At 39.0% G+C, this 24,899-nt stretch carries 21 protein-coding genes; 8 read left to right on the top strand and 13 right to left on the bottom strand.

Going from position 1 to position 24,899, the window contains the following annotated elements; all coding sequences use genetic code 11:
* Positions 1-446: 446 nt before the first annotated feature.
* From AC27IF_RS10225 to AC27IF_RS10215, 3 genes are all read right to left on the bottom strand, one after another.
* Positions 447-1,814 carry a leucyl aminopeptidase family protein gene (locus tag AC27IF_RS10225; RefSeq protein ID WP_487054158.1) on the bottom strand — a complete coding sequence of 456 codons (1,368 nt, stop codon included), beginning with the start codon at positions 1,812-1,814 and terminating at the stop codon, positions 447-449.
* A gap of 107 nt (positions 1,815-1,921) precedes the next feature.
* Positions 1,922-2,620, bottom strand: coding sequence for an exonuclease domain-containing protein (locus AC27IF_RS10220; protein WP_487054157.1), 699 nt, complete (start codon positions 2,618-2,620; stop codon positions 1,922-1,924).
* Positions 2,621-2,622: 2 nt separating this feature from the next.
* Positions 2,623-4,491 carry a putative nucleotidyltransferase substrate binding domain-containing protein gene (locus AC27IF_RS10215; RefSeq protein ID WP_487054156.1) on the bottom strand — a complete coding sequence of 623 codons (1,869 nt, stop codon included), beginning with the start codon at positions 4,489-4,491 and terminating at the stop codon, positions 2,623-2,625.
* A 289-nt stretch (positions 4,492-4,780) separates the two neighbouring features.
* Here AC27IF_RS10215 and AC27IF_RS10210 point away from each other — a divergent pair, with 289 nt between their 5' ends.
* The 7 genes from AC27IF_RS10210 (at position 4,781) to AC27IF_RS10180 (ending at position 9,473) form a co-directional block, all read left to right on the top strand.
* Positions 4,781-5,029, top strand: a complete 249-nt coding sequence (locus AC27IF_RS10210; protein ID WP_487054154.1) for a DUF4212 domain-containing protein — start codon at positions 4,781-4,783, stop codon at positions 5,027-5,029.
* Between the two features lie 2 nt (positions 5,030-5,031).
* Positions 5,032-6,768 (top strand): sodium:solute symporter family protein, encoded by a 1,737-nt coding sequence (locus tag AC27IF_RS10205; RefSeq protein WP_487054152.1) that lies wholly within the window; start codon positions 5,032-5,034, stop codon positions 6,766-6,768.
* Positions 6,769-7,043: 275 nt separating this feature from the next.
* Positions 7,044-7,484 carry a hypothetical protein gene (locus AC27IF_RS10200; protein ID WP_487054150.1) on the top strand — a complete coding sequence of 147 codons (441 nt, stop codon included), beginning with the start codon at positions 7,044-7,046 and terminating at the stop codon, positions 7,482-7,484.
* Positions 7,485-7,730: 246 nt separating this feature from the next.
* Positions 7,731-8,042 (top strand): hypothetical protein, encoded by a 312-nt coding sequence (locus AC27IF_RS10195; RefSeq protein ID WP_487054149.1) that lies wholly within the window; start codon positions 7,731-7,733, stop codon positions 8,040-8,042.
* Positions 8,043-8,075: 33 nt separating this feature from the next.
* Positions 8,076-8,777 (top strand): helix-turn-helix transcriptional regulator, encoded by a 702-nt coding sequence (locus tag AC27IF_RS10190; RefSeq protein WP_487054147.1) that lies wholly within the window; start codon positions 8,076-8,078, stop codon positions 8,775-8,777.
* Positions 8,778-8,957: 180 nt separating this feature from the next.
* Positions 8,958-9,269, top strand: coding sequence for a hypothetical protein (locus AC27IF_RS10185; RefSeq protein ID WP_487054146.1), 312 nt, complete (start codon positions 8,958-8,960; stop codon positions 9,267-9,269).
* Positions 9,270-9,290: 21 nt separating this feature from the next.
* Complete coding sequence (locus AC27IF_RS10180; protein WP_487054145.1) at positions 9,291-9,473, top strand: hypothetical protein; 183 nt, start codon at positions 9,291-9,293, stop codon at positions 9,471-9,473.
* 350 nt (positions 9,474-9,823) lie between these two features.
* On the opposite strand, the gene AC27IF_RS10175 is transcribed toward AC27IF_RS10180, so the two are convergent.
* The 4 genes from AC27IF_RS10175 to AC27IF_RS10160 all read right to left on the bottom strand — a co-directional run bounded on the left by AC27IF_RS10175 (position 9,824) and on the right by AC27IF_RS10160 (position 13,911).
* A complete protein-coding gene (locus AC27IF_RS10175) occupies positions 9,824-10,702 on the bottom strand; it encodes a phosphotransferase (RefSeq protein WP_487054143.1) in 879 nt (292 codons plus the stop codon).
* Positions 10,703-10,707: 5 nt separating this feature from the next.
* Entirely contained in the window at positions 10,708-11,364 is a 657-nt protein-coding gene (gene pnuC / locus AC27IF_RS10170) for a nicotinamide riboside transporter PnuC (protein ID WP_487054142.1), read from the bottom strand.
* Entirely contained in the window at positions 11,364-11,651 is a 288-nt protein-coding gene (locus AC27IF_RS10165) for a hypothetical protein (RefSeq protein WP_487054141.1), read from the bottom strand. The genes pnuC and AC27IF_RS10165 overlap by 1 nt, the downstream gene beginning before the upstream one ends.
* 145 nt (positions 11,652-11,796) lie before the next feature.
* A complete protein-coding gene (locus AC27IF_RS10160) occupies positions 11,797-13,911 on the bottom strand; it encodes a TonB-dependent receptor (RefSeq protein WP_487054139.1) in 2,115 nt (704 codons plus the stop codon).
* 396 nt (positions 13,912-14,307) lie between these two features.
* Between AC27IF_RS10160 and AC27IF_RS10155 the strand changes: the two genes are divergently transcribed.
* Positions 14,308-17,775 carry a hybrid sensor histidine kinase/response regulator gene (locus tag AC27IF_RS10155; RefSeq protein ID WP_487054138.1) on the top strand — a complete coding sequence of 1,156 codons (3,468 nt, stop codon included), beginning with the start codon at positions 14,308-14,310 and terminating at the stop codon, positions 17,773-17,775.
* 40 nt (positions 17,776-17,815) lie between these two features.
* On the opposite strand, the gene AC27IF_RS10150 is transcribed toward AC27IF_RS10155, so the two are convergent.
* From AC27IF_RS10150 to AC27IF_RS10125, 6 genes are all read right to left on the bottom strand, one after another.
* Positions 17,816-18,580: a phytanoyl-CoA dioxygenase family protein gene (locus AC27IF_RS10150; protein WP_487054137.1), complete on the bottom strand. Its 765-nt coding sequence runs from the start codon at positions 18,578-18,580 to the stop codon at positions 17,816-17,818.
* 171 nt (positions 18,581-18,751) lie between these two features.
* Positions 18,752-19,408, bottom strand: coding sequence for a response regulator (locus AC27IF_RS10145; RefSeq protein WP_487054135.1), 657 nt, complete (start codon positions 19,406-19,408; stop codon positions 18,752-18,754).
* A 74-nt stretch (positions 19,409-19,482) separates the two neighbouring features.
* Positions 19,483-20,547, bottom strand: coding sequence for an ABC transporter ATP-binding protein (locus AC27IF_RS10140; protein ID WP_487054134.1), 1,065 nt, complete (start codon positions 20,545-20,547; stop codon positions 19,483-19,485).
* Positions 20,544-22,187, bottom strand: a complete 1,644-nt coding sequence (locus tag AC27IF_RS10135) for an ABC transporter permease (protein ID WP_487054133.1) — start codon at positions 22,185-22,187, stop codon at positions 20,544-20,546. The genes AC27IF_RS10140 and AC27IF_RS10135 overlap by 4 nt, the downstream gene beginning before the upstream one ends.
* Positions 22,188-22,196: 9 nt before the next feature.
* Positions 22,197-23,228 (bottom strand): extracellular solute-binding protein, encoded by a 1,032-nt coding sequence (locus AC27IF_RS10130; protein WP_487054132.1) that lies wholly within the window; start codon positions 23,226-23,228, stop codon positions 22,197-22,199.
* Between the two features lie 157 nt (positions 23,229-23,385).
* Entirely contained in the window at positions 23,386-24,855 is a 1,470-nt protein-coding gene (locus AC27IF_RS10125) for an aminoacyl-histidine dipeptidase (protein ID WP_487054131.1), read from the bottom strand.
* Positions 24,856-24,899 lie beyond the last annotated feature (44 nt).

Below are 24,899 nucleotides of genomic sequence, written 5' to 3'. Positions count from 1 at the left end.
CGAGTAAAGCTAATTCCTATAATAACGAATGATTATTTCGGTTTAATGTCTTGAAGCAAAAGATCAATAATCTTTTTGAGTGCATGGGAGATTTAAAAGCGACCAATGACCTATAGATATAAAAACATCGGTTTCATATTTTCTAAGCGTATTAAACGTCGAGTTTATTATTACTAAATGTTATTAGAGTAGTATGTATGGGTGAAAAGAGATTAGGAGTATGCATTGTTGTCATAAAAAATTAGCCAACATTTTTTGGTGATCATTGCAAAATCATCAAAAATGTTGGCTGTTAATGGCTTTACTAATAGCGGCTTCTTGTCAGCGAAGCTGGACATCAGCTTTAGCGTCTATTAGTACACATTTATCTCCAAAACTTTGTCTTTAGCAATACATGATAATTAAGAGAAATTAAAAAAGCCTGCTATAAATGATATGAAGCAGTATTAATGATAACGTTTCTGCAAATAGTCGAATACCGCGCGAATTCCGAAAGCTTCACCCCCTAAAGGACGGCCAGAAAGTGCGCGAACATTAAAAGCCATAACATCAAAATGTACCCAATCAATATCGGCATCAACAAATTTCTGTAAGTATAGCGCTGCGGTAATGGCTCCGCCAAAAGGACCTGCAGAGCAATTGGTCATATCGGCTATGGTACTTTTGAATAAGTCATTATACGGACTATACAAAGGCATACGCCAAACCGGATCGCTGATCTTATTACCTGCTTCTGTAATACCCGCTGCAACTTTATCACTGGTGGAAAAAAATCCTGGTAGCTCAGTACCTAAAGCAACGCGCATAGCGCCAGTTAACGTGGCAAAATCTAGAATTAATTCTGGTTTATCTTGGCTGGCTTCACATAAAGCATCACCTAGAACCAAGCGACCTTCGGCATCGGTATTATCTATTTCTACTGTAAGTCCTTTTCGTGTGGTAATAACGTCGCCGGGTCGCAATGCATTACTTGATACGGCATTTTCTACTGCTGGAATTAACACACGTAAATTGATAGGTAATTGATGCGCCATTATTAGCTGCGCTAAACCTAAAACATGTGCCGAACCACCCATGTCCTTTTTCATATTGCGCATGCCAGCGGCAGGTTTTAAATCTAAACCACCACTGTCAAAACAGACTCCTTTACCGATCAAAGTGACTCTTGGGTGTTTACTATCTCCCCAAGTTAAATCAATTAAGCGAGGTTGATTGATACTGGCTCGTCCAACCGCGTGGATGGTGGGATAATTTGTTAGCAGTAAATCATCACCAATAATTTGTTTGACTTGGCCACCAAAGGTATCGACTAAATATTGCGCTGTATCACCTAAGTTTACCGGCATCATATCGCCTGCTGGTGTATTCACTAAATCTCGAACTAAAGACGTCGCTTGTGCATATTTGATACTGCTAGCAACTAAATCTTCATTGTCGATGGCTAAACAAGGTAATGCCTTCTCCGTTTGATTGGTTTTATAGGGAGAGAAGTTATAAGCGCCAACTAGCCACGAAAAACAAATGGCTTGGTGATGTGCTGGATCTGCTTTAAGTAAATATTGGCCAGCGGGCAATTTGTTAATTAAGTCCCCACAAGAGAAATAGTGACTAATATCATCAACAATAAAAAGTACTTGCCCAAGTTTTCCTTGCGGGTCTGGGATTAGGGTCAATCCAGTACGTTCAAAATTTGCTTGTTCAAGCCAGTTTTGACTAAATTTATCTAGAGTGGCTAACCAGTCCCAAAGGGGCTGGCTTTTTTCAAAAATAAAGAGTGGGATACCAGTATTGTCAGCATTTAATAATTGTTGCATTTGTTTGCCTTGAGATGAGTGATGGCTTATTTTAATTGTAACCTAAGCGTACAGGGATGAGAACTTACTGTTTTGTTTAGCAAGATAGGTTTTGGGTAATGAGCGGCTTATAGAATCAAATCTTTTAACTGTATCTTATCCCCTTTGGGTTTGTTATGTATTTGAGCGAGCAATAACTCTGCGGTAGCAATCGCGTCATTTAAGGCATTGTGGCCATGATGAACAGGCAAATCATATTTTTGTCTTAAATTGGGTAGCCTAAGCTCAGAAGGATCATAGGCGACATCACGTTTATCTAATTGACGTTTGGCGATGACCAGAGTATCTATAATGGGAAATTCTGGTGCCATACCATAAAGTTCAAGACAGGCTTGAGTTAAAAACTGTCGTTCAATACGAGCAAAGTGGACCAACATAATTTTTCCTGCTAATGCTTGTAACAGTGCTTCAATAACTATTCTTAAGTTTGCACCGCGGTCTTTTTGCTCGTCAGTTATGTGGTGGATGATGACATTACTTTCTTCAAGTTGAGCTGGCGTTTTAATGATTTGATGATAGCAAGAGCTGAGTTTAACTTGTTCATGCTCCATAGCGACAAAACCGACACTTAGTAATTTGTCGGCTTTAGCATCAAGCCCAGTAGTTTCAAAATCTAATGCTAATATCGGTACATTATGAATTGGCGTATCAAGTGGCGGAAAAGGCACAGAAAGGAAGTCTTTTAATGCACCATCAGGCGCTTTTTTTAACCGCTTTTTTCGCTTTGTTTCATAACCAGTAAAATGGTCAACCAATAAGTTAATCATGATTAAAAACTCGCTTGTCTAGCATCTTGCAAGGTTTTAATCACTTTAAAGGCGTCTTTTAAATGCTCACGTTCTAATTTAGATAATTCCTTAGGGGATAAATAGTTATCGGCTTCTAGGCCTTGCATTAGTTTTGCGGCTTGATGTTTAACCCTCAAAATCCCTAAAAACTCGTAAGCATCTATTAAATTATCGGCTGAAGCTTTGGTAATGGCTTTGCTGCCAGCTGCTTGTTGGATTCGTTCGATAGTATTAACAGAGCTGATCCCCTGAGAAAGTGCATAAATTCGCGCGAGATCGACAATGGGCGCAATGCCGTTATGTTTTAAATCTAGCGTTTTCTTATGTTTACCGTTTTGTTTGAGAACAAAATCACGGAAAAAACCTAGTGGTGGACGAAGTCCTAAGGCATTTTTGGATAAGTGAGCAATGAATAAACTGTTATTTTTAGTTTTGGCTAGAAGGTTTTTTCGTACAGTTTCCAGTAAGCTCTTCTCCCCACATATGGTTTCTAAATCAAAAAACACACTGGAATTTAATAGTGCTTTTGGATCAGGAGTATCCACCCAACCATTAAAGTAATTTTGCCAGATGCGAACCGGCTGCCGCCATTTGGGGTTGGTAGCCATAATGTCGCCGGGACAATAGATAAAACCACAATCGGCTAAACCATCACAAACAAAGTGAGCTAGGTTTTCAAACCAAGCATCATCATAGGGCTTCATTGAGTCGCAAATAATAATAGCATTGTCTTGATCTGAATGAGCAAGCTGTTCTTGTCTTGCTTGAGAGCCGGCAGCTAGCCATGCATAAGGGACCGGAGCTTGGCCATACCTCTCCTCAGCCATTTCAATCAAACGTTTAGTAAACGCCATCGTAATGGCGCTGATACTTTTACCTACATGATCAGAGCTTGCCCCTAATTTAGCTAAACGAACTTGTAATTTAGGTAATAAGTCGCTTATTTCTTTTAAATCAGCAAGACTTTTAGCTTTATGAATAATGCTGGAAAAATTAACGGCATTATGACCTTCATTATTCATTAAATCAGTGACGGTCACCATGCCGACCACTTCACCTTGTTGGGTAACTGGTAAATGATGAATATGCTTAGCGGTCATCGCCATTAACGCATCATAGGCATTGCTTTTTATGTCTATGGTGCTCATGTCACGCGTCATTATTTCACAAATGCTGGCGGTTATTGGTAAGCCTTGGGCAACACAGCGACGGCGAATGTCTTTATCGGTAACAATTCCCACTGATTTATTGTTATCTAACACCACTAAACAAGAATAGCCTTGCTCAGTCATTTGTATTGCTGCTTGTTGAATACTTTTACTGGCATCAATCCCTGCAACGGGTGAATGGTAAAAATTACTGACTGAGGTATTCATTAAAGTAGAAGAAATGATCGCATCTTCATTCACTTTAGACATTTTCTGTTTCAAGCGACCGGCAGAGTTATGATTGAAATAATCACTAATGCTGGGGTACTTATCACCCAGTTCACGTAAAATTTCACTGTCCAGGCTGTATATTAAACTGTCTTCGTCTGTTTTGACTATTCGCTGTTCTGCAGAGGAATTTGATGGTGAAGTTTGCAGAATATGCTTACATAATTCTGTACATAGATCTGCTTCTCCAAGACGAGAAATCAATTCTTCATCACTTGAGAGGCAGCTAAGCGCACCTTTTCTGACAATATATAACCGTGGCTCGTTAATACCTCTAGGAGGAAGTGTTTCTCCTTTACGTACATAACTAATCGTCAACTCGCGGATAACACGGGCTAGGGCAGTCTGTGGCAGGCTGTCAAAAGGAGGAATACTTTGTATAAAGACGGATATTTCAGATAGCTCTGTGTCCATAGTGATCTCCTAAAGTTCAGATTAGTCGAGTTGTTTAGCTAATGTAGAATTGTCAGCTAGTACAGTCAACCACTGAGCAAGCGATCTAGACTAAAGTTTAATACCCGCCTAAAACAAACCTTGCTAGATTAAATGACTGTTGAAGTTGAATATGGATTTTTGCCACTGTGGTTTACAGCTTTTGGGATAAATCTATATCCACACTTTGACTGAAATTATTACAATTAAAGCCTATAAAAATACACATATTATTGTGAAATAACGGCTACAACATCGCTAGGAGACTATTGTGGAAAATAAAGAAACCTATTGGTCGGAGAATCTTCGCCTCATCTTTATATGTCTTGCAATCTGGTTCGCAGTTTCATTTGGTTTAGGCTTGTTACTTGTCGAGCCACTAAATGCAATTCGTCTAGGTGGGTACAAACTTGGTTTTTGGTTTGCACAGCAAGGCTCTATTTACTCATTTCTTGCCTTAATTTTTTGGTATGGCGCCAAAATGAATAAGCTTGATAAAAAATACCATTCGGAGGGTTAAGCATGGATGAGTTAAAACTATATACATATATTGCCGTATTTGGCACATTTGCCGTTTATTTCGGCATTGCTTGGTGGGCACGTGCGGGTTCAACCAGTGATTTCTATGTTGCCGGTGGTGGTATTACGCCATTACAAAACGGTATGGCGATTGGTGCTGATTGGATGAGTGCTGCGTCATTCATTTCAATGGCTGGTTTAATTGCTTTCTTAGGTTACGGTGGCTCAGTATTCTTGATGGGTTGGACAGGTGGTTATGTTTTATTAGCCATGTTACTTGCCCCATACATGCGTAAGCATGGAAAATTTACTGTACCTGAGTTCATTTCAGACAGATATTATTCTAAAACAGCCCGTATCGTTGCGGTGATTTGTTTGATTATTGCCTCGGTAACTTATGTTATTGGTCAAATGAAAGGTGTTGGTGTTGCTTTCTCACGTTTCTTAGAAGTTGATTATGATTTAGGTCTAGTCATTGGTATGGTAGTTGTTTGGGTATATGCTGTGCTTGGCGGCATGAAAGGTATTACCTATACGCAAATTGCTCAGTACGTGGTTATGATTTTTGCTTACACTATTCCAGCCGTATTTATCTCACTACAGCTTACCGGTAACCCTATTCCACAACTAGGCTTAGGTAGTACTTTAGCTGATGGTAGCGGTGTTTACTTACTTGATAAGCTAGATATGGTTGTTACTGACTTAGGCTTTAAGGAATACACTACTTCTAATATGGGCGGAACCTTGAATATGTTCGCTTATACTATGTCTCTGATGATTGGTACAGCGGGTCTTCCTCATGTAATTATGCGCTTCTTTACTGTTCCTTCAGTACAAGCAGCACGTCAGTCTGCAGGTTATGCGTTAGTATTTATTGCCTTACTTTATACGGTTGCTCCAGCTGTTGGTGCAATGGCTCGTTTCAATCTTATGAATACGATTGAACCAGCTGCAGGTCAAAACCTTGAATATGCAGAGCGTCCTCAGTGGTTTAAAGACTGGGAACAAACCGGTTTATTGAAGTTTGAAGACAAAAACGGTGACGGAAAAGTACAATATACTGCTGATGCTGAAACCAATGAAATGGTTAAAGTTGACCGTGATATTATGGTATTAGCTAACCCAGCGATTGCAAACTTACCTAACTGGGTTATTGCCTTGGTTGCTGCGGGTGGCTTAGCTGCCGCGTTATCTACGGCTGCTGGTTTATTATTAGCGATATCGTCCTCAGTATCTCATGATTTAATGAAAGGGGTCTTTGTACCTGATATGTCTGAGAAGAGTGAGTTATTAGCCGGCCGAGTTACCATGACGGTGGCTATTCTATTCGCGGGCTATCTGGGAATGAATCCGCCTGGATTTGCCGCAGGTACTGTTGCACTTGCCTTTGGTTTGGCTGCATCAAGTATCTTCCCGGCATTAATGATGGGTATATTCTCTAGAAACATGTCAGGTAAAGCTGCGGTAGCGGGTATGATAGCGGGTATTGGTGTAACAATGCTTTATGTATTCCAACATAAAGGGATAATGTTTATTCCTGGTACTTCATTCCTAGGTGATATGGGCCCTAACTGGTTCTTCGGAATTTCGCCAAATGCCTTTGGCTCAGTAGGTGCGTTAGTGAACTTTGCCGTAGCTTTTGCAATGCTTAAAGTAACGGGTCCAGCACCATCTGAAATTCAAGATATGGTAGACCATATGCGTATACCGACAGGTGCAGGTGCAGCGCACGATCACTAGAAAAAAGAATGGCTTACAGCTAACTAAGTAAGCCAGAAGATAAGGCTAGACGACCATGTATATCAATAGTCGCCTAGCCTTTTTTAATGGAAACCTTTGAGAGCACATTAGCAGACTGATAACCGCCTAAAATAGATAAAATATAGAGTAACTATGTTTAATTCATTTTGTTTGTTCTAAGCTCGCTAATACAGCTTGAAGTTGGTTAATTAATTAATCCGTTTGGTATAAGATAAAGTCAGACCTTAGCAATAAGAAATTAATGAAGAGAGACTATGAATAGACACACAAAGCTTGCATTAATGGTAGCTCCTTTTTTAGCCATACTGGGTTATATTGGCGCTGATTTTTATGAAGAAGATCAGGCATCTCAAGAAAAAATCATTCAGTTAATTCCTGAAGGACATTGCGATATTATCAATCAAAATTGCGTACTTAAATCGGGGGAATTTAAAGTTAACATTTCAGATGACGCAGGCTTAACAGAAGTCAATTCAACATTCCCACTTGATAGTGCGACATTATTTTTAGTGGATAAGCAGGAAGAAATGACACCTTATCCTCTGGGTATGGAAAAAAGCCCTTACTATTGGCGCAGTAAAACCCAATTACGTAGTTTAGTAAGCAATAAAGGTCAGAGTTATAAACTGCGTTTGATTGCTAAAATTAAAGGCGGACAATATATTTCTGAGTTTTACACACAAACGACTAAGTAACCTCAGCTTGGGATAACAACTTGCTTTCTAGCAGCTACTATTTCTTACTACTGTATTAAGAAAAAGTATCAAGCTAGAAGAATAAGCAAAGTTAACTTCAAAGTTTTCAATTTATTAGTTAAATTCTTATCCCAAGTTGAGATTAAATATAAACTATTTTTCTCTACTGACACCACGTTGTCAGTAGGGGTGTTTTATCCTAGTTTTACTCAACCGAGCAACCTAATAACTAAAAGGATAGAACAAATGTCAAATATCGTCGAAACAGTAAATTTCAAATTAGCTCAAGGCTTTACCTCACAAGATCTTTTGTCGTTTAATGAACCAATGGAACAATTCTTAGCTGAGCAAGAAGGCATGTTATATCGCTCTTTATGTGAAAAAAATGATGGCAGTTATACTGATATCGTTTATTGGCAAGATATGGAGCATGCTACAAAAGCACAGCAAGCTTTCTTTAAATCGCCTTTGTGTGAAAAATTTGCCCAATGTATTGATAAAGAAAGCGTTCAACTTGAGCATATAAAAGTGGTAGCATCTCAAGGGTGTGAAAGTTAAACCTTTTAAGAGCAGACAAGTTAGGTATTTATAATGCGCAAGGCAGAGCGGCTGTTTCAATTAATTACCCTATTGAGGGGGCGACGCCTTGCGATCACCGCGAACAAATTAGCTGAAATGCTAGAGGTGTCTGAGCGCACCATTTACCGTGACATTCAAGCGTTAATGCTGTCAGGGGTTCCTATTGAAGGCGAAGTAGGTGTTGGATACATACTCGATACCAAGTTCGAATTACCGCCGTTAATGTTCACCAGTGAAGAATTATTAGCACTGCTAGTGGGTTCTAAAATGGTTCAGTCTTGGGCTGACGACTCACTTGCCAGTGGCGCAAACTCTGCGATAGAGAAAATTACTGCAATACTGCCCGATAGATTGAAAGCGCGACATGAAAACTCACCCATTGTTATCCCAGATTTCTTTCGAAATAAAAGCAATACCGCCTTGAGTCATCAAATTCGTGCCGCCATTGAACAGAAAAATCCGCTTGCCATTGAGTATTCTGATGCTAATGAAAAATTTTCACAAAGAAATATTGAGCCTTTAGGCCTAGTTTACTGGGGAGCAAAGTGGACCATTATTGCTTATTGTCAGCACCGCAGTGACTATCGAGAATTTCGTTTAGATCGCATTTTGACATGTCAAACGATGTCTATACACTATGAGCTAACAGCAAACAAAAGCTTACAAGATTATTTAAGTAAAATGAGTCACAAAGGAATGGATTATTTTCAATAGTCTAGTTTAGGCTCAAAACTACTCACCGCGATTAAAACGCGTTTATCTCGAACAAAATTAAACCGCGAAAGATCAACATCCGCTAAATTGTTAGTAATACTAAATTGGTTTTTGCTTAGCAGTCGTATACTCTAACCTCCTCTATTTTATCATTTTTGACCTTCGGGTGAGGGGTAAGTTATGAAGAGCTGTTCAGAGTTCGCAGTATTTAAAGTACCATTAGCGAATATTCCAAGGGTAATAGAGTTGAGTTTATGCATTTTTGATGAAATTAACCTGAGTGAAACCTTGATTACTTCTCATGAAATATTACAAAAAACTGACGACGCAGAAGAGATATGTTGGCATCTTACTTGGATTAGTAAAGAAGCGGCACAATCCACGACTGAAAAATGGCCACATTATCCAAGCACTAAAGAACTAGAATCTCTTGTCGGTGAGAAATTGTATTACGGCCATTTTATACGAAGTGTTCACTTACTTGATAAATAATATTATTTCCAGAGGCTCACTATGAATTTAGATAAAGCGACAAAGCGTATAGCCAAGAGAGTGAAAAAAGGCTTTCAAGGGTACCCGAAAATTTCATTAGCTTATTTTGGCACATCGGATAATTGTGCAACTGAAGTTGTTATAAGTTTTGTGATAGTGGAAGGCGCAGAAGTACAAGAGCAACGTATATACCAAACGGATTAATTAATAAATTAACTTAGAGCTATAGTAGGGAGCTTAGAACAAACACAATGAGTTAAACATAGTTATTCTATATTTCACTGATTTTGTGAAGTTATCAGATTGCTACTAAGCTCCCGAAGGGCGAGTTTAAAAGGCTTATATGCATCGTTATTGATTTTGACAAGGGAATAACCATTCTCTTCAATCAATGCCTTGCCTATAAGCCTTTTAATTTTCGCTAAGTAATGAATAAATTAATCCGATTGGTATTCATTGTAATGGAGATGCGAGACAAGATGAAACGATTCAAACTACGCTACTAAAAGTTATTGAGCGTGCGGATGCAAAAACTGTAATCGAAATTGCCGGTGTTACAGTGATTCAATAATCGAGGCTAAAGCTTGATTGGTTCGCAAAGGTAAGACTAAATCGTCAAATTGTTGCCATTGTTGTCGTGCTAATTTCTTAAAAATGGCTTGATTACCCCGATCTTCACCTAGCGAAGGTTGATTTTCTTGGGATTGCCCGAAATACCATAAGCCATTGATTAAATAACTAAATACCAAATAATCTTCAACCAGTTTTACATTGATGTCGACTAAAGGATTTGCTTTTTGGTAACGGGTAGTCACCTCAGGCAGTCTTGATGAGTCGAGGTTATTAATAGCTACAAACATGGCTAAATCAAACTCAGCTGAAGCTTGGTATGCGCATTCGAAATCTAGTAACCAAGCCGCTTGTTGACTATCTACTAGTACGTTAGTGAAATTCATATCACCGTGACAGCAAACGAGATTATGATTGGCTAATAATCTCGCAGAAACTTGCTCTGAAATATCATTTAATTGCTGCTGTTGCAGATATGGTAAGTTAGCTTGGTTTACTAAATCTTTAATAATGCCTTTCGCAGACATTTGCGGGATATTTGTTGTCAACTGATGGCACTTCGCCATAAGTTTAATGCTAACGTCAATTTTTTCATCGAGTGACTTAGTGCTAGCAGTAAGGTTCTCTCCATCAATAAAGCGAGTAACTAACCAGTGTTGATTAGCGAAGATTACCTCAGGGCTAATGCCTAGTTTGGCGGCCGATTTGGCGAGTAAAACCTCATTAGGGTTAGATAGGGTTTTGGTAAAAAAAACCTTGCCATCGGCAGTGACTTTATAACAGTGGCTGCTCATGCCTGCGGTTATATTCTCAATGGCGCTAACGTTTTTAAAGCAATCAAGCCCAGATAATTCTGCTCTCATAGGTCTTAACCCGTTGAGGTTAAAGGTAAGTTTGTTTGATTGTGTCGTCGATAGATACCTAACCATTTTATATAACCATAAGTGGCAATTATCAGGTAAATAATAAATAAAAAGGCGGTGGCGAGTAAGGCTTTCTCTATGTAAAGATAAATAGAAACACAGTCGATAACTAGCCAATAAAGCCAGTTTTCCAACACCTTTTGAGTAACCAAATAAGTGGCGAATACCGCAAAGACAGTGGTAAAGGTATCAAGATAAGCAAAATCAGCAGAGGTATAATTCGACATGACAAAACCGAGAGCCAACGAAATCATGACTAACAAGGCAGATACTTTCACATGCCAGTTTAATGAATGAGAAACCACCACGAATGTTGTTGATGACTCAGTTGCCGCAGAATTTTCAGTAGCTGTTTTTTGCCATAACCAATAGCCATATACCGCCATCAGTAAGTAATAGCCATTTAACGCGCTGTCCATTAATAATGAAACATCATAAAAAATTATCGTATATAGCGCTGTGCTAATAAAAGCGGCAGGCCAACACCATATTGAACCTTGTGCGGCTAAGACAACGTAAGCCAGTGACAGCAACATGGCTACCAGCTCTAGCCAAGGTAAGTTAGCGGTATATTGGCTAAAGCTAGTAAATAACTCAGTCATTAACTTTCCGCTTCAACGTGTGAGCGATCACCATTGATAAATTTACATACAAATACCGCGGCATCTGCTTCGCCAGTTCTATCTTGTATGCTGCTATGAACATGCTTAATTTCGCTCATCACCTTGCTAACCGCCAAGTCATAATCACCAAAGACTTGCGTACTCATACCATTGGTAACGACTTTTAGTCCGTCGACATTGCGCAGGCGTTTGATAAAAGCCCAAATTTCACTTTTATACTGTGTTTCAGCTAAAGGGTATAGACTTAGTTCGATAGATATTTTCATAATAAGACCTGATGATTTTCCTAACGGTTCAACTTCAAGCAGTATAGTCTTTATTGTCAGGAAAAAGCACGTAGTTGACTTGAGTCAATGAGTACTTTTAACGTATCAATAAAGCTATACTGCAACAAGATTAATCGTTAGACGATTAGAATTGGTAATCTAGGGTAATACCAAAAACTAGTGGCTCAGACAGTTGGGTATATTGTTTAGCAGTATAACCATCTCTTGGATCGTTACCAAAATAAAAACCACGGTTAGCATACTCTTCATCGGTAAGATTTCTTGCCCAAACTTTCACTTGGTAATCTTCGGCTAAATAACTTAATGAGGCATTTAATAAAGCGACGGAGTCAGATTTTTCATCATGACTATCAGAGAAGTAGAATTCATCTTTACCATCAACTGAAAGATTCACTAGCCAATACTCATTGGGTTGAATATTTACGCCAATATTATATTGATAGTTTGGTGCGTGGGCTTGCTCTCTACCACTGAGTGATATGCCTTCAGCGTTAATAAAGTCATTAAATTCAGTGTCTAGTAAACCAAGCGAGCCATAAACTTCAACCACATCATTGATATACCAGCTAGTTTCAATTTCAATACCCATATTTGAACCGGTAGCGGCATTACCTAAATAAGCGATAAACTCTGAGCTACCGTCTTCTCTAACGATAGTTTTCGAGCTTTTTACTTGTACGTCTTCACGGTCCATATAGAAAACAGCGGTACGTATATAAGCAGCATTATCCAGTAAGGATACTTTATAGCCTAACTCATAATTCACTAAGTATTCTGGTTCAAAGGTGCGTAGCTCCTCAGGTAAACTACCATCAGTATTTGCCCCACCGGCTTTATAACCTCGGTTGATTGAACCATACCAGAAACTGTTTTTATTTTGCTGATAGCTAAGGACAATTTTACCGCCAACCATAGTGTCATCAGGACTATCATTAAAACCGTCTGAATTAATGTAATCTGCACTACGTTGTTCTACGCGAAGGCCTGTTGTTAATGACCATTGCTGATTCAGTTGGCTATCAAGCTGGCCATAAATGGCAATTGATTGTGTATCGAAACTTGAAGAAAAATCGCTATCAAGGTAGGTATATTGTCTTGTCAGGTCTTCATCATCTTGCTTAAAGTAAATACCTGCAACCCAGTCAGTTGTGCCGTTAAATAATTCACTGCCGCTATTTGATAGAGCTCTAAGCTCGATTGTTTGAGTTGATTTATCACGGAAGTAATGATCAGTAGATGAATATTCCCAATAAGCAAAATCAGGATTTTCAATAACATCGGGATCTGAAATGCCTACATACGCCCAATCTTCATCATAGCCATAGGCTAAATCAGAATCAGCAGTACTAACTAGTGCTTTTAAAGTGAAAGTGTCAAAACCTTGATAGGTGAAATCAACTGAAAAAGCCGACGTTTCTTGTGTGTCAAAGCCAGGCTCATCAGAAAGAGTTTCACGGGTGTTATCGAGTGAAAAAGCATCATAGCCATTATCAAAATCAAAATAAAAACCGGCTAAATCTATGGTTAAATTACTAGATGCTTGTATAGACAACTTACCTCTAAGGCTTGTCTCATCACGGTTGTTGGTATCATCTTTTTTGAGGTGAGTATTTTCGATGAAACCGTCACTTTGGTAATGATTACCTGCAAAACGGTAATTAACAATGTCTGAAGCTGGGCCAGAAAGTGCTACTCCTAAGCCGTAACTACTATAATTTCCGGCATCTAACTTTATTGCACCCTCAAATTTATCGGTGGGGGCATTGGTGGTGATGTTAATCATGCCAGCTAAAGCATTAGCACCAAATCGGGTTCCTTGTGGTCCTCTGAAAACTTCTACTTGCTGAACATCAAACAAGTTTGCAATGCTGCCTATACCGGTAAAATCAATACCGTCGATGATCATGCCCACCGATGGGTTAATCGGCTCATTAAATTGGCTACGTTCACCTATACCACGAATTTGAAAATAACGTGCACGTTGTGAGCCGCTAGCAAAATTCACATTTGGGCTAACCGCCACGAGTTCCTCGAGGTGCTGAGCATTACGCTGCTGGATTTCAATCTCGGTTAATACCGACAGTGACGCGGGTGTGGTTAATAAATTTTGCTGACGAAAATCACTGGTTACGGTAATAACTTCAGTGGCTTCTTGGCTTGAGGCTTGTTGCTCGGCAAAAGCTTGAAAACTGATAATGCTTGCTATGGTGATAGCGAGTTTAGATTTGATAATAGTCATAAAGATCTCATAAGTAAAAAATACTATAGGATCCGGCACTGGGAGGTTTCTAGATATAATATACCCAATTAAACGCTTGAAATACTTTGGATATAAATATTAACCATTCCTACGCCGGTTAAATTAATGCTAACTGTTAAGTTAACGACTAACTTCCGTCCAGGTTCAAAGGGTTCGTTGATATCATCAACATCTCAGCGGTTGCTCATATATTTTCAGGGAAATATAACCGCACTCCTTGGTTCGCGCGCAGTTTAGCAAAAATCATACAAAAATGTTGGACTATTTCAGCAAAAAATAGCGAAAGGTCGTATTTATCTCAGTGAATTCTTTTGCTTATATTGCTATGGTTAACTGGATGATAACCCCAGTGTTTCAACTTTATAGAGATTTTATATGTTTCCCAATTGGCAATTAGTCAGTATAAGTTTGTTCTACATTGGCTTATTGTTTTTGATTGCTTATTTAGGTGATAAATATCGCCATCAACTGGCGAGGAAAAGTCAGGGAATTATCTATGCGTTAACCCTAGGCGTATATTGTACTTCTTGGAGTTTCTTAGGAACTACAGGGCAAGCCGCCACTAACTTCTTATCTCATATCCCTATTTATTTAGGGCCCATACTGTTATTTGTGTTTGCTTGGCCCTTTATTCAGCGCATTATTCGCGTCAGTTTAAAGTTGAATTTAACCTCTATTGCTGACCTTTTGGCGGCACGATTTGGTAAATCACATAATCTGGCCATCATAGTTACCTTGGTCGCTTTTGTTGGCACCATGCCTTATATCGCTTTGCAATTAAAAGCCATGGTTTATACCTTTCAACAATTACAAGTGGATCAAAACTTAAGTAGTTGGCACATAGGCATAGTGGTTAGCTTAGTTCTAGCAGGCTTTACCGTGCTTTTTGGTATTCGAAATATTGACGTTACTGAGCGTCACCCGGGGGTGATGTTGGCTATAGCGTTCGAATCGCTGGTTAAGGTTATTGCTTTTTTAGCGGTCAGCTTATTTGTCTGTTTTTCTTTATTTGATTCACCGTTAGATATCTGGCATCAATCTGGCGCCAACTTGAAGCTAGATCAACAAATGAATGTTGATAATGTCAGTGCTATGCTTGCCATGTTAGTGATAGTGATGGCGGCATTTCTCTCTTTACCGCGTCAATTTCAAGTGATGGTGGTTGAATTGCGTGATCAACGAGATACTTGGTTAGGACGACGAGTGTTTCCAATGTATTTACTCGTTTTTGCCTTTTTTGCCGCACCTTTAGGGCTAGCTGGTCAGCTGTTATTGGGAGATACTGTCCCATCAGATTCTTATGTATTATTTCTCCCCGGTGTCGGCGGTCAAACTTGGTTGACCTTATTTACATTCTTAGGCGCTGTTTCTGCGGCTAGCTCCATGGTGATCATTTCTGCGATTGCCTTAAGTACTATGCTGAGTAATGAAATTGTTTTTCCACTACTGTATCGCCAGCAAAAAGTTGCTCAAAATAACTATGATAACTTTAGGCAACGACTATTAAACATACGTAAGCTACTAGTATTGTTTGTTATTTTATCTGGATACGGTGTGTTTGTTATGGCATCACCAGATACCTTATCATCTTTAGGCGAAGTGGCTTTTGGCGCTTTTGCACAATTAACACCAGCCTTGGTGGTTGCCTTTTATTGGCGAAGAGCCAGTTTAATGGGAGTGTACGCCGGTATACTCGTTGGCTTTATTTTGTGGCTAACACTTAATTTTTTACCTCAATTTGGCTTATATCCATCACCCTTTGCAGAAGGAGTGTTACCTGCGAAAACGACCGCCACCTTGTTTAGTTTAGGGGCAAATATTTTTGTCATGTGGGCACTGTCACAAATTAGTCGTCAAAGTGTACAAGAGCGTGTGCAAGCGTCACTGTTTCTTGAGTGGCAATCACCTTCGATATTAAAAGTTGAGAAAAAACGCCAATTAGATGTTCAAGAGCTGGAGTTATTAGCATCTCGCTTTGTTGGTGAGAAAAAGTCGATCTCGAGTTTTAGTTTATTTCAATCATCACATGACAGAAAACAGCTAGGTAACTCAACTTATAATCAATTATTACTGCAGCATACTGAGAATACCTTAGCCATGGTTATGGGCGCTTCTTCGGCGCGCTTAGTTTTATCTTCTGCTCTTGATGGTCGAGATATCGCTTTGGATGAGCTTGCTGTGTTAGTGGAAGATGCTTCAAGCCAAAAACAAGCCTTTTCACAGAACTTACTACAAAGTGCGATTGAAAATGCAGGTGAAGGTATTTCGATTGTTGATGAAGAGTTAAAGTTAGTTGCTTGGAATAAAAAATACTTAGATTTATTTGAATACCCGAAAGAGCTTGTCTATGTAGGCAGTCCTATTGAATCACTCATTCGTCATAATGTTAAACGAGGCTTATGTGGTGCGGGTGATGTTGATAATCAAGTTGCTAAGCGTTTGGAATATCTTCGTCAAGGAAGCTCACATAGCTCTGAGCGTCAACAAGCAAATGGTCAAACGGTTCGCATTGAAGGTAATCCTTTACCGGGTGGTGGATTTGTGATGATGTTTTCAGATATCACAGCATATCGTCAGGCAGAGCAGGTACTAAAAGAGGCGAATTTAGATCTAGAAACCAGAGTGTATGAGCGTACGTTAACTTTAGCAAAAACCAATGAAGCTTTAGCGCTGGCACATGATAAAGCCGAGCAAGCGAATATTGCTAAAAGCCAATATTTAAAAGCTTGTAGCCATGATTTAATGCAGCCTTTAGAAGCGGCTCGCTTATTTACTTCCGCATTGGCAGAGCAGGGTAGTCTAACGCCCGTGCAACAAAGGCAAGTGGATAATATTGATCGTTCGTTAAAAGCCGCGAATAACCTATTAGCAGACTTGGCAGAAATTGCCCGCTTAGAAAGCGGAAACATCAAACCTCATATGGAGGTGTTCCCTTTAAATGATTTGTTTGATGATTTAGCACAAGAATTTTCAGCGTTAGCTATTGAGCAAAAAGTTAAATTTAGACTAGTACCAACTAAAGTATGGGTAAGATCAGATCAGCATTTACTCAGACGTATTATTCAGAACTTAGTGGGTAATGCTTTTCGATACGCAAGCCCAGGTAAAGTCTTACTTGGTGCTCGTGTTTTTGATAATAAAGTGACTATTCAAATATTAGATAATGGTCCGGGTATTCCCGTTGAACAACAAACGTTAGTGTTTGAACAATTTACTCAATTAGAAGCTACAACCACAAAGCAATCTGGTGCAGGTTTAGGGTTAGGATTAAACATTACTCAGTCTTTAGCGAAGTTATTAGGGCATAAACTTAGTTTACAATCTCAAGTAGAGCAAGGTTGTAACTTTTCTATTGGTGTTGAAAAAGCCATTCAATTAACTCAACTACCTAAATCTTCGGCTCCTATTTTAAGTATGGGGTTAAAAGATATTACCGTACTGTGTATTGATAATGATCCCGATGTGCTCAGTGGTATGGTGGAGTTATTGTCCGCTTGGCATTGTAATATTTTGGCAGCAGATTCACGTGAGAGCGCACTCATTGAATTTGAAAACCATCAAAGTGATATCGATATATTATTAGTGGATTATCAATTAGGTTATCAAGCAGGTTTGCCAGTAGGGGAACAGGCTGACGGGCTAACCTTAATTGCCGATATACGTAAACAGTGCAACCAGTATATACCGGCAATTTTAATCACTGCCACGACGGAAACTGGTATTGAAGCGAAGGCGAGTAATGCTGATGTTGGTTATATGCGCAAGCTGGTTAAACCGGGAGCATTAAGAGCAATGATGAGCGCAAAACTCGCCCAAAAATTACAAGCAGATTATGTGGATTAGCAATAAACATTGTATATATTAAGTCAAGATTACTGTTTTTCTATTTGTCTGTAGACTTAAGCTTCATGGTATTAATAAATACTCTTGGGTCAATGATTGTATTTAACATTGCAGGCTCAGGTAAACAATCATCATCGACAAAATCAGCGAAGTCTCCTGCGGAGTCAAATACTAAAATATCGAATGCTAATCGATCTAATCCATATAAACCACGGTGAATCATATCCGCGGAAAAAGCTAATAAGTCGCCGGCGGCTAATTTGATTTTTTTACCTGTAGAAAGATTATCACTGCTCAGTCGGCCTTTTTCTTCCTGTCGAACATTAAACTCTTCTTCATTATCCCAGCGCTGATGTGAGCCGGGCACTAGCTCCATACCAAGTTCGTCAAATAATGGTACTCTGAGATGCAATACTTGCGTTTCATGAATAACTTTCTTTTGCATAGAAATATCATGATCATACTGACAATCTCGATGCCAAAATTCTCTTAGTTGGTGATTAACGGGGTTGAAAAATAATTGGGTATTCATAAAAGCGGGGTTATTAACAATAATCGAATCAACAACTGCCATTATTTTTTTTGAGCTGATAAAATTGAAAAGTTTTACTCTATCGCTATATGCTAGGTACTGACTTCCAGTAATTAAAGAGGAATTAAAAGCCTCTTCTTGATAGAAAGTAGCGTTGTCTGTTTTCCACAACTGATGAAATTTCAAAATTACTTCCCTCAGCGCTAAGATTTCTTCAGTATTAAAATAATCTCTAACTACAACGTAACCTTGTTCATCATAACGCTTTTTCAATTGACTTAGGTTTCCTATTAAAAATGGGGGGCTTAGAATAATGAGTACAAATATTATATGGGCAGTAGAACCTTTAAATTTAATCCCGAAAGATCAGCAGATCCTAGTAAAATTGTGGTGAGATATTTTTGTCTACCATTAAACAAAGCACAATCAATAGTATAAGGTTTACTATTCACCAAACCCTGATTCAGTCAGGTCTAGCTGGCTAATAACAATAACGGCTTGGGTGCGATTTCGAACATCAAGCTTGCGAAATATAGCCGTGGCATGTGCTTTTATCGTCGCTTCCGAAACATTTAAATCGTAAGCAATTTGCTTATTGAGTAAACCTTGGGCGAACATCATTAAAATACGGTATTGCTGCTGCGTTAAACTGGCAACACGCTCAGCAATATCAGTCATCTCACCGCTCGCTTGAGTCGATTGGAAAGACTCTGGTAGCCACACTTCACCTGACAATACCGTCATAATAGCGTTAAATATATCATCTACAGGCGTCGACTTAGGCACAAAGCCTGCTGCACCATAGCTCATGGCTTGACTGATAGTATTGTGATCTTCGTGAGCTGAAACAACGACGACAGGTATTTGAGGGAAATGATTACGTACATGAATTAAGGTATTAAAACCATGTGCGCCGGGAATGTTTAAATCGAGTAATAACAAGTCGCTATTATTATGCGCTTGTAATTGTTGCTCTAGCTCTTCAATAGTTTCAGCCTCTAGCCAAAGCGTATCGTTAAGTTTAGCTTTTAAAGTCCCCAATAATGCTTGTCTAAATAAGGGATGATCATCAGCTATTATTATTTTTTCTGGCTGAATCATAGAAAACTTCCTCAGTTGCTTAGCCCTCTATTCTAACTGAAATTAGTTAGATGACAATCCTACATGCAGTTATTTTATTTGGGGAAGATTAATACTTTATGAGGCTTAATAGTGATGCAAACTTGTTGGCCGAGATTAAGTAGGGTATTGCTATATAAACTGAGCTTGCTAAACGCTAAAGGGGCACTTTTATCTAGGCTTGTTAAAGTGTAATGAAAACCGTGCTCAGTTACTCGAATATGCTCAACTTGGCTATTAGCTTTTTCTCGCTCAATGAGCTCTATATCAATATTTTTAAGTAACAGTTGCGACTGGCCAAGGTCTTTATGCTCACTATCTTGAGCATCAACCAAGCCTAATGAAGTAACGTACTCTAATTGCTTAGCATCATTTTGGCTGATATTTACGGGGATCCAACTGCCTAGTTGCAAAAAATCTGCTACTTGCCAGCTATTTGGGTGCTGACATACTTGAATTGGCGCACCCGTTTGTAAAATACTTCCTTGGTGCATCACCGCTATTTTATCCGCAAAGGTAAATACCTCATCTTTGTTGTGTGTAACAAAAATGGCAGTGATATTAAGTTGCTTCAATAATTGCCGCATTTCTAACATCAGCTCATTTCGTAACCGTGCATCAATATTAGAAAAAGGCTCATCAAGTAATAAAAGTTTTGGTTGAGTGGCAAGTGCTCGGGCAATAGCAACTCTTTGTTGTTGACCGCCAGAAAGTTGATGTGGGAAGCGTTTTTTTAAATTGGTTAATGCCAATAAATCGAGTAACTGGCGTAACCGTTTTTGTTGTTCTTCTTTAGCTAATTTATCAATACCAAAGCAAATGTTTTGTTCAATAGTTAAGTGAGGAAATAAGGCGTAATCTTGGAAAATCATACCAACATGCCTGTGCTCTGGCGCAACTTTTTGCTCAGCAGATATTATCATGTCATCAGCAAGGGTAATTAGCCCTTGTTGTTGCTCAATAAATCCGGCAATGGTATTTAATAAGGTTGTTTTTCCACAACCACTCGGGCCAACAAGACCTAGAATATCACCGGCCGCTAGGGTTAATTCAACGTCAGATAAAATGGTTTTATTTTGCAGTTCAACAGTTAAATTGTTGATGGTTAATAAGTGGTTCACACTTTATCCTTCTCGCTGGTTTGCTTATTTTGATTAAGCCAAATAATCGGTAATAAGCCTAGTAAGACAATTAATATGGCTCCTAAAGCACCTTGTTCAAGCATTTCATCAGAAATAAGTTGGTAAATATGTGTACTTAAGGTTTCAAAATTAAAGGGTCTTAATAAGAGTACCGCAGGTAACTCTTTCATGGCTTCAACAAAAACTAATAACCAAGCTAACCAAATAGAAGGCTTTAATAAAGGGATATGTACTTTCGTTAACGTTTTCCCCAAGCCGGCCCCTAAACTTGCGGGTGCGAAATCTACTGATTTGGGAATTTGCTCTATACCGCTGCTAATAGTGCCATTAGCAATAGCAGCAAAGCGTACTATATAAGCAAAAATTATCGCAAAAATAGAGCCTGACAGTATTAACCCCGGAGGCTGAAAACCTAAGATCTTAGCGATATCATTGATGAAGTGATCAAGTGGCGCAAAAGTGGACATCATGGCCATTGCCAAAACAGTACCCGGAATAGCATAACCAAACCCTGATATTTGCCCAGGTAAACTGCGCCATTTATCTGAACTTAACCGCTTAAACAGCCCAAATATTAAGGCAAATAAAGTAGTAAGACTCGCTGCCCACATAGCAACTTTTATACTATTTAACCCTGTTGGTAAAAGGGCAAAAAATTCTTCGGAATTACTATATTGCCATGCCATATCTATCAATAATATAAAAGGCAGTAAAAACCCCGCGAACGCTAAAAACCAACAAAAACTCGTTGCAACAATTTGAGTTGGTTTAGAAAGTGCGATGATTTGATGGCTTTTATTGATTCGGTTTGATTGATGAACTTGTCCAGCTCGAGCGCGTTGTTCACCAATAACAGCGAACAGGATAAATAACATTAACACACTGGCTAAAGCATTGGCCGCTGCTAAGTCGCTATAACCTAGCCAAGTGTCATAAATTGCAGTGGTAAGTGTATTTACTGCAAAATATTGCACTGTGGCAAAATCAGCTAAAGTTTCCATTAATACTAAACTCGCCGCAACAGCAATTGCCGGACGGGCTAATGGCAATGCAACTTTATAAAAGCTACTTTTAGCGCCTAATCCTAATGAACGGCTTGCTCTTAACAGGTTCTGATCTTGCTGTTCAAATGCTGTTCTCGTTAATAAATAAACATATGGGAACAAAACTAGAGCAATAATAATTCCTGCTCCGGTAAGGCTTCGGATATCAAAAAACCAATAATCGCTCGGTGATTGCCAATTGAAGTAAGCACGTAACATGCGCTGTACTGGACCTGCATAATCAAAAAGATCTGTATATAAATAAGCAACCAAATAAGCGGGCATTGCTAGGGGAAGCATGAGTAACCATCGCAATGCTCTCTTACCAAACACATTAGTATGAACGATTAATGCCGCACTAATGACGCCAAAAATTACCGATAGAGTGACTACTATAACACCTAAAATTAGCGTGTTAGCGATATAGTCAGGTAAGACGGTTTGCCAAAGATGGTTAAATAAGTCAGTAGAGGCGTTGATACCTGCCGCTAACATGATTAGCACTGGTAATATTAATACCAGTGCTATGGAGTAACATCCAATACGCCAAACTAGGTTTTTATGTTTAGCTATCACTATTGGTACTTAGAGATCGAAACGGGCTTGATCAATCAGTTTAAGCGCAAGGTTTCTATTTTTGGCGATAGTTTCTAATGAAATTTTATCGGCTTTATAGGTACCCCATGACGCAACTAACTCTGACGATGGCACATCAGCACGTACTGGATATTCCATATTCGTTTCTGCATAGAGTTGCTGAGCAGGTTTTGATACTAAAAAGGCCATAAGCGTTTTAGCATTATCAAGGTTAGGAGAATATTTCGCTAAGGCAATACCTGAAACATTAACATGTGCACCGCGGTTGCTTTGGTTTGGAAAGTTGATGTTGACGCCATCAGCCCATACTTTTTGCTTGTCATCTTTTAGCATTTTACCAAAGTAATAACTGTTACCTAATGAAATATCACACAGGTTTTGATGAATGGCTTGTACTTGACCACGATCATTACCTTGTGGTTTACGGGCTAAATTACTCTTGAATTTTTCTAACCAAGCTAATGTTTCAGCTTCACCGTGCTCTGCAATCATCGATGCAACTAGCGCAACGTTGTATGGGTGTTTACCACTACGAGTACAGATTCGGCCTTTATACTTACTATCAGCTAAATCTTCATAGTTGATATTTACCGGTCCTAAGCGTTTTGAGGAATAGATATTACGAACGCGAGTGGTTAATGCGAACCATGTGTTGTCGCTAGCACGAAATTGACTTGGGATGGCATCAGCAAGGGTTGGATCATTATTGGCTTGTAATAAACCTTTATCATGTAATTCAATTAAACGGCTAATATCCGTCGTTAATAAAATATCAGCCGGGCTGTATTCACCTTCGCGAGCAACACGTTCAGCCATGCCTTTTTTAGCAAAAACGACATTAACTTTTATGCCTGTTTCTTTGGTAAATTTTTCAAAAAGAGGTTCGACTAGAAAAGGCTGACGATAAGAATAAACATTAACTTCTTGTGCGGCGTTAACCAATAATGAAGTGAAAGCGGTACTTATAAATGTAATCGCTATTAATAAATGAGTGATAGTTTTGCTTAATTTTTGCAACATAAAAACCTTCCCAAACCTTTGAAAAAAGTATTGTATAACATCAGTGAATATAGGCAAAGAGAGTAATGTTTAAAGTGAGCACTGTCAAGGTAATGAGAATAATTCTTATTAAGGGTTTTCCCATTCGTTCTAGTGCTACTTTTGATCAAACTTCACTTTATTTTGTTGGCGCGTTTGCTAATACAGAGGTTAGTAATTGCCAATATTGCTCAACCGTAGCGATTTCAATTTTTTCATCAGGTGAATGAGGAAATTTAATTGTTGGGCCAATAGAAACCATATCCCAATGAGGGTAAGCAGTTTTAAATAAACCACACTCCAAGCCTGCATGGATCACCATAACCGCGGGGACTTTATTAAATAATCGCTGATAGGTATCACTAACCGTTTGCATAATTGCGGAATCAGTATCAGGTTTCCAGCCAGGGTAAGCACCTGAAAACTTTATGCTAGCATCGGCTAACTCAAAAACAGATTGCACTGTGCGCTGTGTTTCAAGTCGCCCATCGTCATGTAGGCTACGAATTAATACTAAAGCATTGAGTTTTTTGCCTCGAGTTTGAATGACACCTAAATTTAATGACGTCTCTACAATACCTTCGATGTCATCACTCATACGTATTACGCCATTAGGACAAGCATTTAGTGCGCGCAAAATATTACTTTGTGTTTTACTATCCCAAGATTGCTCAAAATCCTCAGGTGATATGAGTAGCATATCAATATCAGTTTCAATCGCACTTAAATTAGCTTTGATAGTTGACAAATACTTCGCTAATGTGGCTTTTAATGGTTCTATGTTATCGGTAGCTACTACAAAACTGGTATTGGCTTCGCGAGGGATTGCATTACGTAAACTGCCACCATTAAATTCTGTTAAACGAATGCCAAATTGTTCGCTGGCATCAAGTAAAAAGCGGATCAATAATTTGTTGGCATTAGCACGACCAGTATGAATGTCGACGCCTGAGTGTCCACCCTTTAAACCAGAAATGGAAAGGTTGAAAGCTTGATAGTCTGCAGGTACGTCTTCAAAGTGTAAGTCAAAGCTTGCTGAGCCATCAATGCCGCCAGCACAACCCATGTACACTTCACCTTCTTGCTCTGAGTCAGTATTGATTAATATATCGCCCTCAAGCCAGTTTGGCTGTAATTCAAAAGCGCCACTCATCCCTGCTTCTTCATCGATGGTAACCAACACTTCTAATGGGCCATGTGATATATCGTTACTTGCCAGTACGGCTAATGCAGATGCTAAACCAACACCGTTATCAGCTCCTAGCGTAGTACCTTCTGCAGTGACCCAATCTCCGTCAGCTTCAGTAACGATATACGGACGAATAGGATCAGTTAAAAAGTCATGTTCTGTATCATTATTTTTTTGCGGCACCATATCCATATGCGCCTGCAAGATAATGCCTTTTCTATCTTCCATGCCCGGTGTTGCAGGCTTTTGGATGGCTAGATTACCAATCTCGTCTTCTTTAATACTTAAGCCAAGATCTTTTGCCCACGATTGAATCCATAGTGAAATCTGTTGCTCATGCTTAGACGGATGAGGAATGCTACAAATTTTTTCAAATAATTGCCATAAACTGCTTGGTTTAAGGTGTGATAATTTACTCATGAAAATGCCTTCATAAAAATTGAGGGAAGTGTTGTTCACTAGCG

This window comes from Colwellia sp. KS18-150 (assembly GCF_057551365.1).
This window is presented reverse-complemented; position numbering and strand designations above follow the sequence as displayed.